The organism is Gimesia chilikensis, assembly GCF_007744075.1.
GTDB classification, from domain to species: domain Bacteria; phylum Planctomycetota; class Planctomycetia; order Planctomycetales; family Planctomycetaceae; genus Gimesia; species Gimesia chilikensis_A.
In genome coordinates this window covers 4,116,989-4,134,044 of sequence record NZ_CP036266.1, presented here as the reverse complement: position 1 = coordinate 4,134,044, position 17,056 = coordinate 4,116,989, and the positions used below count along the sequence as shown (strand labels likewise).

10 protein-coding genes are annotated in these 17,056 nt (G+C 51.3%); 2 read left to right on the top strand and 8 right to left on the bottom strand.

The window, feature by feature from the left end; translation table 11 throughout:
- Nucleotides 1-115 precede the first annotated feature (115 nt).
- On the top strand, nt 116-2,485 hold the full coding sequence (locus HG66A1_RS15710) for a dienelactone hydrolase family protein (protein WP_145185776.1): 2,370 nt from the start codon (nt 116-118) through the stop codon (nt 2,483-2,485).
- Nucleotides 2,486-2,503: 18 nt separating this feature from the next.
- On the opposite strand, the gene HG66A1_RS15705 is transcribed toward HG66A1_RS15710, so the two are convergent.
- Nucleotides 2,504-4,522, bottom strand: coding sequence for a CehA/McbA family metallohydrolase (locus tag HG66A1_RS15705; protein WP_145185773.1), 2,019 nt, complete (start codon nt 4,520-4,522; stop codon nt 2,504-2,506).
- Nucleotides 4,523-4,995: 473 nt separating this feature from the next.
- Between HG66A1_RS15705 and HG66A1_RS15700 the strand changes: the two genes are divergently transcribed.
- Complete coding sequence (locus tag HG66A1_RS15700) at nt 4,996-7,269, top strand: peroxidase family protein (protein ID WP_145185770.1); 2,274 nt, start codon at nt 4,996-4,998, stop codon at nt 7,267-7,269.
- Nucleotides 7,270-7,407: 138 nt separating this feature from the next.
- Here the strand turns inward: HG66A1_RS15700 and zigA are convergent, their stop codons facing one another.
- From zigA to HG66A1_RS15665, 7 genes are all read right to left on the bottom strand, one after another.
- A complete protein-coding gene (gene zigA / locus HG66A1_RS15695) occupies nt 7,408-8,652 on the bottom strand; it encodes a zinc metallochaperone GTPase ZigA (protein WP_145185766.1) in 1,245 nt (414 codons plus the stop codon).
- Nucleotides 8,653-8,815: 163 nt separating this feature from the next.
- Nucleotides 8,816-10,354: a permease gene (locus HG66A1_RS15690; protein WP_145185763.1), complete on the bottom strand. Its 1,539-nt coding sequence runs from the start codon at nt 10,352-10,354 to the stop codon at nt 8,816-8,818.
- Nucleotides 10,355-10,406: 52 nt separating this feature from the next.
- Nucleotides 10,407-10,685, bottom strand: coding sequence for a hypothetical protein (locus HG66A1_RS15685; protein ID WP_145185760.1), 279 nt, complete (start codon nt 10,683-10,685; stop codon nt 10,407-10,409).
- Between the two features lie 242 nt (nt 10,686-10,927).
- Nucleotides 10,928-11,908: an AAA family ATPase gene (locus HG66A1_RS15680; RefSeq protein WP_145185757.1), complete on the bottom strand. Its 981-nt coding sequence runs from the start codon at nt 11,906-11,908 to the stop codon at nt 10,928-10,930.
- A gap of 35 nt (nt 11,909-11,943) precedes the next feature.
- Nucleotides 11,944-14,283: a transglutaminase-like domain-containing protein gene (locus HG66A1_RS15675; RefSeq protein ID WP_197997164.1), complete on the bottom strand. Its 2,340-nt coding sequence runs from the start codon at nt 14,281-14,283 to the stop codon at nt 11,944-11,946.
- Nucleotides 14,273-15,559: a DUF58 domain-containing protein gene (locus tag HG66A1_RS15670; RefSeq protein ID WP_145185751.1), complete on the bottom strand. Its 1,287-nt coding sequence runs from the start codon at nt 15,557-15,559 to the stop codon at nt 14,273-14,275. Before HG66A1_RS15670 ends, HG66A1_RS15675 begins: the two co-directional genes overlap by 11 nt.
- Nucleotides 15,560-16,075: 516 nt before the next feature.
- Nucleotides 16,076-17,044, bottom strand: coding sequence for a DUF1559 domain-containing protein (locus HG66A1_RS15665; RefSeq protein WP_145185748.1), 969 nt, complete (start codon nt 17,042-17,044; stop codon nt 16,076-16,078).
- Nucleotides 17,045-17,056: the final 12 nt, after the last annotated feature.

The following is a 17,056-nucleotide window of genomic DNA, read 5'->3' as shown; positions in this document are numbered from 1 at the left end:
ATACCAGTGCATTGTGGCGGATCATCCTTCTCGAAGACCGTCTGTAGCTACACATGCGATTGCTGAATGAAAATATCTTGAGATAGACCACTCTGACTCTCAACAAAGGACGATCATGAATCGACTGAACCTGTCTGCTTTCCTGGTACTGGCCCTGCAGGTCAGTCTGATGTTGAATTCGAGTCAATTGGTACTTCAAGCGGAGGATGTACCACCTTGGGCAGTTCTGAAAGCGGCTCCCGATCAAAGTCCCTTACCGGGCACGCAGCAGTTAACCGATCAGAGTGATCTGAGTTCAAAAATGATACAGGGCATCGATCAGTTTCTGTTAACACAAATCGCTTTGGCCGCAGAGAATCGAGCTCAAAACTGGAATCGCGATTTAAGTTCACCCGCCGCATACGAAAAGTCCATCGTCCCTCAGAAGCAGGAACTGGCTAGTATTCTGGGACTGTCAGATCCGCTGGTTCCAGGACGTTTTGCTTATCTGGAGTCTGCTCCTCAAAAAATTACAAATGACTTTGCTGTTTATGAGGTGACCTGGCCGGTTCTCGATGATCTGCAAGGGGCCGGGTTACTGCTGGTTCCCTCGGGGAAGATCCGCGGAGACATTATTGCGGTACCTGAAGCGTCTCAGACACCGGAAGACCTGATTTACTCAAAACAGCCTGGAGGCAGCTACGCTCAGCAACTGGCTCGCTCTGGATTCCGCGTGCTGATTCCGACTTTAATCAATCGTGAACTCAACAAATGGAATCTGAGTCAGCGGGAATGGCTGCATCGGGCTGCGTTCGAACTGGGACGAACCCTGGCGGGTTATGAAGTTCAGAAAATCCAGGCCGGCGTGAAACTGCTCCAGCAGACCAGCGGGGATTCCTCTCGTCCAGTGGGAATTATCGGCTGGGGAGAAGGAGGGCGACTGGCTCTCTACGCAGCTGCGTTGGACTCCGAAATTGATGTCGCTGCCGTCTGTGGTTATTTTGGTCCCCGGGAAAATCTCTGGCAGGAGCCAGCGGACCGCAATGTATTCGGTTTACTCAATTCGCTGGGCGATGCAGAGATTGCCAGTCTGGTGGCACCTCGCTCCTTGATTATCGAGAATGGAACTTTTCCTGAATACGGTTATCGCACGACCGCAGAGGGGAATCTGGAGGTCATAGACGATCACTATCCCAAACTGAAGGGAAAACCAGGCAAACTACTTGTCCCAAACAAACAAGAGGTCCGGGATGAATTCGCATGTGCCCGTCAGTTTGTGGCTGATTTGAAAACAGGAACTCCCTGTCTCACATTGATTGAAGCGAATGAGGCTGTTGGTGACAAAACGCTGCAGGCATTGATTTCCAGCCTGGATGATGATGCGACACTCTCTACTGAAGTGAAACCAGTCGAGTTGAAAACGCGCTCGTACGCGGCACAGCGACATGCCGGGCAACTGGCAGAAATCGAGAGACACAATCAGCGGCTGCTGCAACTGGCTTATGAGTCACGTATCGAATTCATGAAGAATCTCAAGACTGGCTCTTTAGATGAATTTAAGAAAACGGTCGAACCATATCGTGATATTTTCAAGAAAGATGTCGTGGGCGAATTTGCTCTAAAGCTGCTGCCCGCCAACGCCCGGACTCGCAAGTATCAGGAAGGACCGCAGACCGTCAGCTATCAGGTCGAAATGGATGTGTTTCCTGATGTGACCGCATATGGAATTCTCACACTTCCCAAAGATCTCAAGCTGGATGGTTCTGAGAAACGTCCAGTCGTCGTTACCCAGCATGGTCTGGAAGGACGCCCCCGGCACACGGTGGGGGAAGAAAAATATGCCGCTTATAAATCCTTCTCAACCCACCTGGCGGAACGGGGCTTTATTACGTTCGCTCCCCAGAACCCGTATATCCTGTTCGATCGATTTCGGACCCTGCAGTTCAAGGCGCAGTCGATTGGTCGGACTCTGTTCTCCATTGCGGTTCCGCAGCATCAGCAGATTACAGACTGGCTGAAAACACAGCCCTTCGTCGACGGCAACCGAATCGGCTTTTATGGGATTTCCTATGGTGGAAAATCTGCCATGCGGATACCGCCACTCGTTGAAAATTATGCACTTTCGATCTGTTCAGCTGATTTTGGAGAATGGGTCTGGAAGAATGCAGCCACCGATCAACGGTCCCTGCGGTACAGCTATGTCAACAAAGGGGAATATGAAATCTTCGAATGGAATCTGGGGGGGACCTTCAACTATGCGGAAATGGCAGCCTTGATCTGTCCTCGGCCCTTCATGGTTGAACGCGGCCACTTTGACGGCGTCGAACCAGATGACCGGGTCGCCCAGGAATTCGCCAAGGTACGCTTCTTGTATCAGGCCCAATTGGGGATCGGTGATCGAACCACCATTGAATGGATCAAAGGTCCACATGCGATCCACGAACAGGGTGCCTATGATTTCCTGCACCAGCAGCTCAACTGGCCAGCGCCCGGAAAGTCTGAGTAAATCTATCAGGTCTGCGAATTACTCATTCTTATCGCTGGTTGTCGTTTGATTGAGCAGGTCCTCGACATGCAGCAGGACGGCTGCATCAGCCTTAACCGCAGCGGAATCAAGCAGCGCTTTTCGTTGAGCCGGAGAGAAGGAACCGTCCTCTTTTTGAGATTTTGCAATCAGTCTTTGGGCCGTCTCGCGTGGTGCGCTGTATCTTCCATCACCGTCCACATCCAGGAAAATGGGATTAGTGATTGCCTGAGAAGCCTTGCCATAAGTTGTCCAGCCGGGCAGGGTAATGCCATCTCCCAATACAAACGCAACGACATAAGCGTCATGAGGAGGGAGTTCCAGTGAAAAGGTCAGCGTCTGATCAGTAGGCTGGTTTGATTTCGCCTTGATGGTCTGGTGAGCAACCTGTTTTCCATTCACATAGATCATTGCTTCGCGCGGCTGAACCCATGATGGGGAAGCGACTCGTAACGTTGCGGTCAGCTTTGAACCTGTTTTTTTATCAGCGTGGATGGCATTCACAGGTACCAGGTCTCCCATCTGATACAGTCCTTGCAGTTTGAGGTCTGCAAAGATTCCTGCTGATGCAACGGCCCGACCCTGTGTGAAAGCATCATACACCTCTCGGGGAACGATCTCAGAGACTTTGTCAGTTGTACTTTTCAGGTATGTCCGAGCCTGTCCTACCGGATCATTCACGGTGTGGGAATCAGTGGCGCCGACAGCGGTCAGTCTGGAACCACGGTTCAGCAGTGACATCCAGTCTTCCAGGGCGTAGAAAAAATCGGGGATTTTATTTGCAGGCTGAACAACTTCATAACCGTTGAAGTTGAATTCAGGTCCCTCACCCCGGTTCCCCGTGCGTCGATTGAAACGAAACCGACCGAATGGACCATCCGGAATACTGGGCCAGTAGGGGTGGTTCAGGATAATGACCTCGGCTCCTTTGAGACGCATGTCGGCAATCAGCTCACTCCAGCTATCATTCTCCAGAAACAGGGGATTACGTCCCTTTACGCCACCGGGGACGGCCTTGTCCGGATCGAAGGGAAATGCCGTAAAATGTCCATTGCGGGTTGTGACTTCATCACCCGAAATCGCATGGAAGTGTGACTGTGTTCCCGTCGATTTCTGAAACGGACGGTAGTCCGAAATATGATTGTGATCGGTGGCTACAGCGACTTCGATTCCTTCGCCGGCGATTGTGATCATGCGTTCTTCGAATGTGGCATTACCGTGACCGCTGCCGGGTAAGGTATGGATATGGCTGTCACAGGCAATAAATCCAGTGGTGTCTACTTCACGTGAAATGACAATAGTATGTGACTGGGGCTGATCGTAATTTACGACGATCGACTGTTCATCGTATCCCCATTCCATCCCTCGCGTGGCGTACAGCGTATACTTTCCCGGGGGTAACTCAAATGTATCCCCGGTGCCCAGCGTATATAGAATCCCGGGACGGACAGCGGTCCTCGGCTGACTGGCATTATAGAGGTGGGACAGTTCACCTGATGCATTCACAATTGTCAGTCGTGCGGGGACAGGCTGACCTTCCGGTGTCTGGACCTTTACGGTCACGGCCCCCAACTGCAACGCCTGCTTCAGAGGTCGAGGATCTAAAACGATATTACGTAGAACGGCAGGTTGTCCTCGACCAGTAATTGCCAGGGTGTTTTCACCTGTTTTGAGAACTTCTGCAGGAATCTTAAAACCGACCCGCTGAAAACCGTCTGACTGTTTATCAGCCCCAACCTGGCGGGTGTTTGCTTCAAGACGCCCCAGGTCCTGGTCATTGATGAAGACGTTCCAGTATCTACCGGAGCTTTGTTTCTGTAGCTTCAGGTCGAACAGCAAAGTAAATTCGGTTTGATTGGCGTTAGCAGAGAAAGCTGTCTCATAAGCCTTTTTCCCTTCAACCTGATGCGACTTAGCATCAATGACAAGAGGCGGTTCAGCGGAGAGGAGTTCGCAGGTAAAAATGGCTGTGATGCAGGCGGTTAATAGAATGAATGCTTTATGACGGGACAGGTCCATGGAGAGGAAATCCTAATGAGTGAGCGAGTTAACAGGTGGGCGGGAGAATCAGAAGTATTCACAACAGACATCATCTGCAATGAGAAGTGTGCCTGTCTGTAATCAAATTATAAACGACCGGTTCCAGAACATCGCAGTGACCATGTGTGAAATTTCTGTGAACAGACTGAATTTCTCTGATGAATGTCATCGTCGAGTAAAACAGCCTCAATCAGTTACTTCAGATTTCTCTATGACTCGAATTCCAGGCAACAAAAAAATATTGTCAAAAGCGGTGGATTTCCGCGACGGGTTTACGTTTATTTCTTAGAGACTCTGAAAGGACGACTCGAGGTCTTGAGCCGTCCGGTTGATCAACTATTTTGTAGGGCGGGCCTTCGTCAATACAAAAATCAACCAAGCGCCTGGTGACTGGTGTAGCGCCGTTCGTTCGAACTGTGCGCCAGTGGCCTCGCGCCTCAGGAGATCCCATCATGCTCTTTCGCAAAACCAATCATCAACGCAAGGCTTCTCGTAAATCTTCTCATGCCGCAGTCGTCGAGAACCTTGAAACCCGTCAACTTTTGTCCGCGGCGAATTCACTCATTACAGAGCCAGTCAATCATCAAAATTCGATGTCAGATACAACTCCCGAATATGCGTCGATCGACGGAACGGGAAATAATATCGACAACCCGGAACTGGGCAGTACCGGGACGCTGCTGATCCGACTGGCTGAAGCCGCTTACAGTGATGGCCTGTCAACTCCCGCGGGAGAAGACAGGCCGAGCGCTCGGGAAATCAGTAATGCGATCGCAGCGGCAGACTCATCACAGACAAATTCCCGCTATCTGACCGATCTGTTCTGGGTTTGGGGACAGTTTGTTGATCACGATATCACTCTGACTGAAGCCGCTCATGATGAATATGGTGACCCGTTGGAATCATTTCCAATCGAGGTTCCGACAGGTGATCCCTACTTTGATCCGGACGGCTCTGGAGATGATGTGATCAGTCTGAATCGGAGTGCCTTTGAAGAGGACGAAAACGGCGTACGTCAGCAGATCAATCAGATTACAGCTTTTATTGACGGGTCCATGATCTACGGGTCCGACGCAGAACGGGCCGACCAGTTGAGAACTTTCAGTGGGGGACAGCTGAAAACCAGCGATGGAGATCTATTGCCTTACGGAGATGATGGATTCTTTCTGGCAGGTGATATTCGGGCTAATGAAAACGTGGCCCTGACGTCAATGCATACTCTCTGGGTACGTGAACACAATCGAGTCGCAAGTGAACTGTCGCTGGAAAATCCCGACCTGACCGATGAAGAACTTTATCAGCAGGCGCGACAGATTGTAATCGGTGAATTGCAGGCGATCACGTTTAATGAGTATCTACCTGCGTTATTCGGAGAAGATGCTATCAGTAAATACATGGGATACGATTCCGGTGTTGATCCCAGTATCGCGAACGAGTTTTCCAATGCCGCCTATCGTTACGGTCACACAATGCTGTCGTCTGAACTACTCCGGTTGGATGCAAATGGAGATGTTGCTGCCGAAGGTAATATCTCGCTGGTCAATGCCTTCTTTAACCCGGGAGAACTGGAAGCCAATGGGATTGATTCCCTGTTACGAGGCGCCTCAGTCAACCTGGCACAGGAAATTGACAATCAACTGGTGGATGATGTGCGAAACTTTTTGTTTGGGCCTCCCGGATCCGGTGGTTTTGATCTGGCATCGTTAAATATTCAGCGTGGGCGAGACCACGGGCTGGCTGACTATAACGCGACCAGGGTTGCTTTGGGCCTGGAAGCAGTGCAGAGTTTCTCAGATATCAGTTCAGATCCAGAAGTGGCAGCAAAACTGGAGGCCCTGTACGGTACGGTTGATAATATCGATCTCTGGGTAGGGGGACTGGCTGAAGATCATCTACCGGGCTCGAGTATGGGGGAGACGTTCACCTCTATCATCGTCGATCAGTTCCAGAGACTGCGGGACGGCGATCGTTTCTGGTATCAGAATATCTTTTCTGGTGATGTATTGAAAGAAATACATGATACGACACTCGCCGATGTAATCGAACGCAATTCAGGGGTATCCGGTCTGCAGGAAAACGTATTCTTTGCACCGTCTGTGCTTCAGATCGACCTTGCAGATCTCGGGAGTAATGATGTTACCATTCGCGAACGAAACGGAAATCTGGAAGTGGTTGACAACAGAACCAGAACCGTGATCAGCAGTCAGTCACTGGAAGGGATTGAGCGTTTAATGTTGACCGGCAGTCATCACGAACCACAGCAAATCACCATTGCCAATCTGAGCAGTGCCATCTTGCCGGGGGGAATGGTTGTAGAATCAGGCAGAAGCCATTCCGATACTTTAGTCTTGAATGGGACAAATCAGAGTGATTCGATTGTGGTGAATGCAAGTTCTGTAGAAATTTCCGGCCTTCAGATTGAGTATACAGGACTGGAGCGGATTGTGCTTAAGGGGATGGACGCGAATGATACGATCGCGGTTGCCGGTGGGTTAGAAGTAGATGTCAACATTCTTGATCACCAGGATCGCGATCGACATCATAAGAGGAGAGGAGAGCAGGATCATCTCATGGCAAAGCGAGACAATCACCATCCCAGACAGGAGCCCGTTCGAAAGGTAAGGGGGGATGCAAGGGAGCCCGGTAATCTTGTGCTTGATCAAGTATTTGCTTCCAACGAGCTGGACCAGATTCTGGACCAGCCACCCAAAAGACGTAGACGTTAATCGATAATGAGCGCTGGTTAAAATGGGATTCAATATATCCGGATCCAGGATCTGGCTCCCCAATTCGGGGCTGGATCCGGAATATTGTTTCTTCTAGTTGTAATATCCTGACTAAGATAAATACACCAGCCTCATTTTTTATTCATATGACGATATCGGAGTCTCCTCAGTCACTTGAAATGGATTGGGATAGGTCGACCAGACTTCGGGACCATCACCCCATTCAGAGTCTTGGAGCAGGCAACGATCCAGGACTTTACGAATCAAGGTCTCATCCATGTCTCGGCCAATAAAGACCAGTTCCTGACGACGATCCCCGTACTGTCCATCATATCGCGACAGAATCTCCCTCTTCTGGTTTTGATCAATGTTCCACTCCTCAGACTTTGTGGCGGCCCACCAGTAACCAGCGGGATCAAATCGCATGGAGATACCGGCGTGTGACCAGAGATTGGCAATATTATGCTGCGAAGCGAGCCAGGCAAAGCCTTTACTGCGGAGAACATGCTCCAGCCAGGAATCGTCTCTGTCCAGTGCCCGCCAGAGACGTTCCGGATGAAAGGGGCGACGGGCCTGGTAAGTGAAACTCTGCACTCCATACTCGTCGACTTCTGAATGAATCTCACCCCGCGGTGTTTCGAGCCAGCCTGTATGCGCAGATGCCGAATCCATATCAAACAGGCCTGTTCCGAGCACTTGTTTTAAATCGACCTTTCCGAATGAGGATTCGAGAATTTGAGCCTTGGGATTCAGGTGCTGAATGACAGCATGCAGTTGTTCGAGTTCCTGTCTGCTGACAAGGTCTGCTTTATTGATCAGAATGATATTCGCAAATTCGACCTGATCGATGAGCAGGTCCACAATGTTCCGTCGATCGTCTTCGCTCAGTCCCAGCTCCCGGTCAACCAGATCTTCGTGGGACTGATAATCACGCTGAAAATTAGCGGCATCAATGACGGTTACAAGAGTATCCAGCTGCGCGAAATCCGAGAGGCTTCTGCCCTCTTCATCTGCAAACGTGAAGGTCTCGGCGACTGGCATCGGTTCTGAAATGCCCGTCGATTCAATCAGTAGATAATCGAACCGCTGTTCCTGTGCCAGGCGACTGACTTCCACCATCAGATCTTCTCTAAGGGTGCAGCAGATGCAGCCATTGGACATTTCCACCAGCTTTTCTTCCGTACGGCTCAGAGCCTGATTACCCTCTTTCACCAATGCGGCGTCGATATTGATCTCACTCATGTCGTTGACGATCACAGCCACTTTCAGCCCGGCCCGATTGGCCAGAACGTGATTGAGCAGTGTGGTTTTTCCCGCTCCCAGGAAACCGGAGAGCACGGTCACGGGCAGTTTGCGAGGAACGTTTTCGGAACTCTGAATCATGGGTAAACTCCATTCTGTAAAATGTGATTCGTATTATTGATTCCCGTGCTGTCAGAGACCTGACAGAGAGGAAGGATTTCAAGCAGCGATCAATCAGTGACTTCGTGACGAAGCCTGGTGTGCGCATGCTGAGGGTAGTGATGCGGGACTGGAGACGACGAACTTAGTTCATGTCCCTGAGATAAGCGTCCACCATGCGGCGATGTGTATGTTGTATATCAGCGACCAGACGACGTATCTCTTCATGTTCTTCATCCTCAATCTCGTGGGCCAGCAGTTCCAGCTTTTCCCGCAGCAATTGAGCCTTCCAGTGATGGTATTCACTGAGATTCAGGTTTCGTAAATAGACGCCGACTTCCAGTTTGCGGGTCCAGTCATCATAGATATCAATCCAGTATTTCGAGTGGGAGACATTTCCGGAGAGGGCGCCGGAAAGCGCTTCCGTCTTGGCAATCGTCATCTCTTCGCACACCACATCCGGTGAGGGGTAATAAGAAAAACAGCCCACACCACTGGCAACGATCAGGCCGACCAGAATCAAAATCCCCAGGACGGGACCGGGAAGCACAATGTCATATTTTCCGGACTTCACGGGTTCCACTTTTTTCAGCCAGTCTTCGATTCGTCCACGGCGATCCACTAACCTCAGAAGAAAACCGATCAGGATCACGCCCCCTAGAATGCCTGCCGAATAGATTTCATAGGGATCAATGACATGCCCCAGCTTCTGTTTCGCTTTTTGATAGAAGCTGGTCGTATCCGGACTGAACGGCTGGCAATAAATGTCGAACGCATGCGTGTGATCTGCCGGTTCAATATTGGTCGGAAAGAGCGGTTTCTCCACTCCATAGGCCAGTCCGACGATGACCAGCAGCAGCAGGGCAAACCAGACCATCGTTTTTTTCCAGTTGTAATTGCGAACAATCCAGGCCACCAGGCCCAGATTTACACCCGCACCGAGTACCAGCAGAATGAAGGCGGCACCGACCGAGTTGGCATGCTGAAACATTGATCCCAACTGAGACATTGCCAGCATGGGAGTCGCATAGACGGGAATCGCCACACCGGTCATCAGCAGGGGGGCGTATGAATTATCGTAGTTGACTGACCTCTGCAGACTGGCTTGTGGCAGAAATGCTCCCAGTAGAGCGACCCCAGAGAGGCCGATCAGGATATATACCAGGCTGGCCCCTGATGCTTCTTTCGCTGCACTGTAACCGACAGATAAGACGCGTTTGATTCCGTAGGGGATTGCCTGGTCATCGGCTGGTTGTTCTGTTTTCTCAGGGAACAGCCGATCCCAGATGGTTCCCACCAGGGTGACGATGACCAGCGAAAACAGTGCGAAAGTCAGGATCGTGACCGGCTCGGAAAGGGTCAGACCGTAGAGCAGCGAAAGCGGGTTAAACAGCGGGGCGGACATGGCAAAGGCAATAATCGTGCCTCCTGCCAGTCCTGCCTTCTTTAACTCTCGGGCAACGGGGATGACGCCCAGCGAACAGACCGGAAGCAGCATCCCGATCACCCAGGCCCGGAACAGAGAGGATCGGGTGCCTTCACCAAACAGCCTTCTGGTTTCTACGGAACCAAAGAATCGCTGAAAGATAGCAGCAATAAACAAGCCTGCCAAAATGAAGGGAGCGGCTTCCAGCAGGCACTGTACGAAGCGGAGTGCGAAGCCCCAGAGATAGTATTGAATCATGACGAAGTTCCGAATCAGAAAGGGAAGTCAGAAAAAATGAGCCCTGCGTCGGTTAACTTTGAAACTTCTTTGTTTCTGAGCGTCCCGTATACTGTTTTAATTTGTCGACCAGGAGAAAGTAGCGGCCGACCAGAGTGGCGTCGACCTGGGAGAAATCCGTCTGTTGAAAGACCGATTTAATCTCAGTGGAAAGCTGTTTGACTTCATTCCAGTCTTTGTGTTTCAATTCGCTGTCCGCTGCCAGTTCGGGGATCCAGTCAATGATTTCCTCCAGTTGCTGTTTTTCTTCCGGTTTTAGCTCGGTCGGGCTCTGATTCAGCAGAGTTCTCATCCGGGTGTCCAGTTCTCTCACAGTCTCGGTATAAGTTTTAGGCTTATGGTCCGGAATATGATGTTCCAGATGATCTTCTTCCGCAGTTGATTCCCCAGTCTGAGTACATCCGGCCTGAAATGTACCGAGGAGACTACTCAGACACAGTATGGTAATAACCGGAAATCGACTTTTGAAAAGAGACTGATGTTGCATTGGTCTGCCTGTGATTACGAAAGAGAAGAAACCTTTGACTAATGAATTCAGTTAACGGACGGCAATGTATATTCGGGCAGCTTCACCGATTTGAGTATCTCCTCAATCAGTGCCCGGTTTTCAGACTGATTTACGCCCAGGCGAACACTGAGCACGGGCAGGGCCGTTTCCAGCAGATCGTCAGGGATGACATAATTTCTCTGCTGGAGAAAAGCGTGTGCCTGAGCAACCCGCTGCCAGGTCAGTAAACCGCGCGGACTCAATCCCAGACTGACCTGTGCGTGTTTACGGGTCACATTTCCGATCTGAACCAGATAGCGTTGTACTGACTCTGCTACGGGAATCGCCACAAGCTTGCGTTGCATTTCCAGTAGTTCCTGTTCGCCAAAGACTGGTTCCAGTTCAGCAACAACATCGGCATTCTGATCGATGGCCGCAGCCAGCATGCGGATTTCATCGTTTTCTTCCGGATACCCGATCGTTAACTTCATCGCAAACCGGTCGAGCTGCGCTTCCGGCAGGGGGTAAGTACCATGCTGATCGATCGGGTTCTGTGTGGCGATTACAAAATAATCCTGTGATAACTGGTAGCGAACCGCATCCACGGTCACCTGCCGCTCTGCCATCGCTTCCAGTAGCGCACTCTGTGTGCGGGGAGTCGCTCGATTGATCTCATCTGCCAGCATGATGTCGGAAAAGACGGGGCCCTGGCGAAATTCAAATTCATGTGTCTTCTGATTGAAAATATTGAAGCCGGTAATATCACTGGGCAGTAAGTCAGGCGTGCACTGCACTCTGGCAAACCGGCCCCCAATCAGTGTGGCGAGTGCTTTGGCCAGCATCGTCTTGCCCAGACCGGGGTGATCTTCCAGCAGCAGATGACCGCGGGAAAGCAGGCAGATGATCACATTGTCGATGACATCCGCTTTCCCCTTGAGCACCTGATTCAGTTTGTCTCTCAGTTGATCGACTCTGGAATATTCCTGTTGTAAATCCATCCGGATATTTTTTTCTAATAATGATGCCATGCGTGCCTGCTTATAAAAATGAATAAATGCGTCTGTCAGGGCGTCCGTTTAACCCAGCGGGCTTCGTTAATGATTCGATTGCAACAGTCGCTGATCCGTTCCCCACCAGGGATCTGAGTATGGTCAGCAGTGCTGGGAGCAAAAGCGGCCCAGTTCACATAGTAAGCCAGTTCCGCCAGACAGTTTGCGTTGACCGATAAGTGTTCTGCTTGCTGCCTGAACCACTGGTTGAGAGACATTGTCAGTGGTCGCTTCTGTCCCTGGCCTCTGATGCGTAATTCGAGCAGCCAGAGGGTTCTGAAAATCAACCGGCGGGTATCGCGGGGGCGATAGAGTCTGAGCCAGCCCGTGATCAGGCAGGCACTGATCTGATACCGGAAGAGGCAGGCGCCGATGATGCTTCCGAGTGCGCTGCAACAGAAAACGAAGTGATTACCAATCCAGTAGGTAGCGACCAGAATCGCTTCGACCGTTCTCTCGTATAAAGACAGGGGGGGGCCCAGCACCGCATAACCGGCTGTGGGCTCGATGGTACACCAGTCGTCAGGCCCCGGTCCGACTTTCACCTCTACCCAGAAATGGACATCGTCTGCACAGACCGGAGTGTGGTCCGATTTCAAATCATAGTCGTCCGGGCTGGCGTAGAAGCCACTGACCAGCCTGGTCGAGTATCCCAGGGAGCGCAACATCAGGGCGGCGGATGAGGCAATCAGGTAATCAGGGCCCACCTTGCTTTCGAACAGGAATTCATCCAGGGGCAACTGTTGTTTTCCATCAAAAGCGACTGAGCGATCTTGCTCGAAATGTTCGCGGTGATACTGCTCAATCTTCTTAATTCGATCCCAGTCATTATCCATGTCAGCGACCAGCTGATTTGCCAGTCCGCGAATTTTGGGAATCAGCGGTACTTCAGGTAGCGCGATGTAATGCTTCTGCTGATGTGACAGGGCAGCGAAGCGGGCATCGCGATACTGAATCTGTTTTTGATCCGGAAAATGACTGATCAAATGCATGGGGACCAGACGGGGTAGCTCTTTGCGTTCGAGTTTCACAATGCTGTCCTGATACCAGCCAAACAGGTCAATGCGATCAACCAGGTCGATATGGATCTCGCGCAGGTGCAGGGGAGCCGGCAGCTGATTCGATTTCAGATGGTTATTGGTAATCACGTGCAGTTCGTTCCTGCACTCCTGGGACAGCGTATGGGCTTTACCATTCACAACGATCCAGGGTTTTTCAAAGCGCTCTTTGAGAGTAATGCTCTTCTTAAAGTCTGTTTTTAATGGTTCGCTGAACCAGTTCACTCCGTCGAAAATATCGTACGTCTCCATGCGCAGGTGCAGGGGAGTCCTGCCCGACACATGCAGTAACGCATCGGATGAAATACCAGCTGACGATTTTTCAACTGCTGGTTTCTGATTTCTTGCAGTCGAAAAATGACGATTGATATTCTCGGCATCAGGCAGCTCTTTTTCCTCAATTTTCTGATCCTGCATTTTCAACCCGATTGCCCGATCAATGTTCTTCGAGATTTCCCCTGGTTCGTCATACGTATCAGACATGATGTCGTAGAGGCTCGGGTCATCCGATGACATGAAAGGGGCGTTTTCGATGGGAGCAAAGCTGCGAATATCGTACTTGCCGGCCACCAGCAACTCGCCATCACCGAGTCCATCTCGTGCATGAAGATCGCCTCGGCTGTCACCACCGGAACTGGGGATGATTCCCTTGAACGCATGGACTATCGGGTTCTCACCGGAAAACGAGACGATCAGAAAGAGCAACACTGCCATTGCGGACAGCAGCAGATATTTACTCAGATTCTGTTTTTTGACTGCCGGTAACAGGGCAATTCTCAGGCTGTTCCAGTGGGAATAAAACAGCCAGAAAAAGCCGAGTACTAGTTCCAGACCTGCGAGTGCAATCATGTCCGGGCCGGAATAAGTTGTGGTGGCACAGATCATCAGAAAGATCGATCCCCAGGTGGCAAAACGCTGATATTTTCCCCAGCAACCGGCTGCAGCCATCACCAGCATGGTATTCTTGACCGCAAACATCAGGATCAATTCAAACGGTCTGCCAGTACCGAAAGAGATACGCTGGACAGGCTCCCAGGCCAGACTGAGCAACATGACGGCCAGCAGGATCAGATTCACCGTCGATTCTGTACCTCCCCGTTTTTTGAGCGCGAGGAAGTACCTGGCCCCTAGAAAAGCCACAGCCACTTCGATGAGCGTGTTGACCACGATCCAGGTGCGGGAATATCTGCCATGAGAGTCAGAAATACAGAGCGCTAATGCCCCCGTCAGGACCATCGCGATGCTGACGTAATGCAGGATCCGGCTCTCCACAGATTTGGTTCGTTCAGCCTGCATAGCACGCTTTCTTCCAACTGTCGGTAAATACTTTTTGGCGACTCTCTTCCGGGCTGTCCAGGTGTAACCAGGGTTCGCATTCGCACCTCGGTTCTTTCCCCGATTGACGGGCAGGGGCATCCTGAACGACGATCATCCGTGAACGAAGACGGTTCGCTCCCTGATTGACCCGTTGCGCGAAGCCACTGCTGTTCGTAACAATGAATTCAGGCAGGGGAGAAGCAGCGTGCTTTCGTACGGAATACTCGAGTCCCCCGTTGGGGATGGAAGCCAGTTCATCGAGCAGTTTCTGCAGGTCTCTCTGATTTCCATCGCAGCGAAACAACTGGTCGCCCACGAGGCATTCCACTGAAGCATGCTGATTTAACAGTGAGTGACAGATACTGGCTGTGATGCGAATCACCGCTTCCAGGGAATCGTCATTACCATGCCGGTAATGCGCTCTCTGGAGATCAGGAATCACACGCAGAGCACAAACCGCCGCTGCCTGGCGTTCGGTGACAATCATCTGGCCCTGTCTGGCGGATTGCGACCAGTGCACGCGCCGCAGGGAGTCGCCCAGTCGGAAAGCGCGGGTGCCAATCACATCACCGTAATCACCCGCACGATGCGAAGCAAAGCGGTCTTCGCTGGAAGTGACCTCTCTCAACTCAGGCATAAAGGCCAGCTTGGAGATCTCCGGCCAGACGATCAATACGGAATCGACGGCTAGAGGAATCTTCTTCTTATATAACCCGAACGGGAAGGCAGTCTCCAGGAAAGCAGTGCTGGTTGAATAAATACCTCGTTTCCGGGGACTGAAATCCCAGATATACTCACTGGTTTTCCAGCCGGGAATGCAGTCGATGGCAACTTCACACAGGTGGTCATCATGTTCTGAGAAGGGATGTCGCAGGTAAACACCCCAGGCGGGCCAGGGCCAGCTGTTTTTGACGACCAGTCTGGCACCGACAGATTCCCCACAGCGGGTACGAACTTTATTAAAGGAGAGTTCTGCAGAAAGTCCCTGCACACTGACCCAGGGCCACAAGACGCCGACCAGAATGATCATTGCCAGGGCAGCCGCGATATACAGAATCGCCGTATTGACCAGCAGCCCGCAAATGAAGGCGGTCAGAATGCTGATCGCCAGGCACCAGGACGGGTTTCTGACCCAGTCGACCCATTGATTGAGCTGGGGGCAGAAATCGTAATGGAGCATCGTGTTGACGGTGTCTAACCACGAATAAGCAGTCTCTGACTGCTTATGAACATTCAGTTTATCTGGTTCATGCATAGTTCACCTCATATGCCCGGAGAAATGATATTGATGATTATTTAAAGGGACTTCCCTGTCCCTGTGATAAGTGAAACGATCCGGCCTGATATTCCACACAAGTCCAGACGGTCTGATTTATCTGGTGTTTAATCCAGTAAAAACGCCTTTTTCTCTGCGTACCATGATAGACTTCCGGGGGGCCCTGCAGTTCCGGGCTACCAACCATACTTGGGTTAGCTTTGAAATAGTGTGCCAGGAGGTCACCATCTGACTTGCCAATCGAAGTCTCTCTTTGCCAATGCCCCCCATTAATTTCCAGAACCGCAGGCGGGTCGACAATTGTGGGGCTCTTCTGGTCTGTTTCCTCACCGGAACAGGCGGTCCACAGAGCTGGGGCTGTCAGCAAAAGCACTGCAAGGTGTCGTCGAACAAGAAAATGAGAGTTAACAGGCATGGGAGAGTTCACAGCATTCATCGGGGAGTTAAAACATCGTTTCTAAACAGACTGTCTGGGGAGCAAGGATATGCGAACGGTCAAAATTCACCCAGGACCTGACCATCAGCGCGACTGAACAGGTTACGCAGCGTCTCCAGATGGATGTTCTCCCCCAGAAACCGCACGCTTCCGTCACAGAGCAGGACATTGGCACCACCAACATGCAGGCTGCGGGCTCCTGAAACGACCTCCCCATGATGAACCACATCAGGTGATTGTGAATTAGGGGAGTAGTATCCGTGGACAAGCGTGGTGTAGCCAAGCCCCCGAATCCACATCCCGGCACGGCCTCCATCGTAGGCCGAAGCAGCTTGGGAAACGAGAGCATCGGAATTCACACTACAGGCTCCCCCGCCAGAGACGCGTTTCATCTGCCGATTCGGATCCAGGAGTGTTCCTGTGTCAGGTCCTCTGGCCCCAAACAGAGTTTCCGCCATGAAGATCGTATTCGTGGTTCCATCAGTAATATCGCGCAGTCGCGTCGAGGAACCACGCCAGAAGAGGCCATCATTGGCTGTTGTGCAATACTCCAGGTTGAGCCCGGTACCCCCATTGACAAGGTAGTTTGATCCAGCCCAGACAGCTCCATTTGAATCGGTGTAGAATACATTTCCCGCATCACTGGGGCACATAAAGATCGGAATTGTCTGTTTAACGACATCCACCAGACCCGGGTTGAGAGTGGCAGCCCAGGGAGGACCTGATAACAGTGGCTCACTGAAATCGATCAGGTTGTGCAGATTAGCCTGATCGATGTAAGGCAGCAACTGAGCTGAAGGGGAGTAGCCATACAGCGAGTCGGCGGCCATCAATGGGAGACGCGAATGTGTGGAATAGTAATTATGGAGCGCCAAACCAAGTTGTTTCAAATTATTTTTGCACTGAGTTCGTCTGGCTGCTTCACGTGCCATCTGGACTGCAGGCAGCAGCAGGGCAATGAGAATGGCGATGATGGCAATCACCACCAGTAATTCGATCAGTGTGAAACCACGATGTTTGCGTTTCATGTTCTATACTCC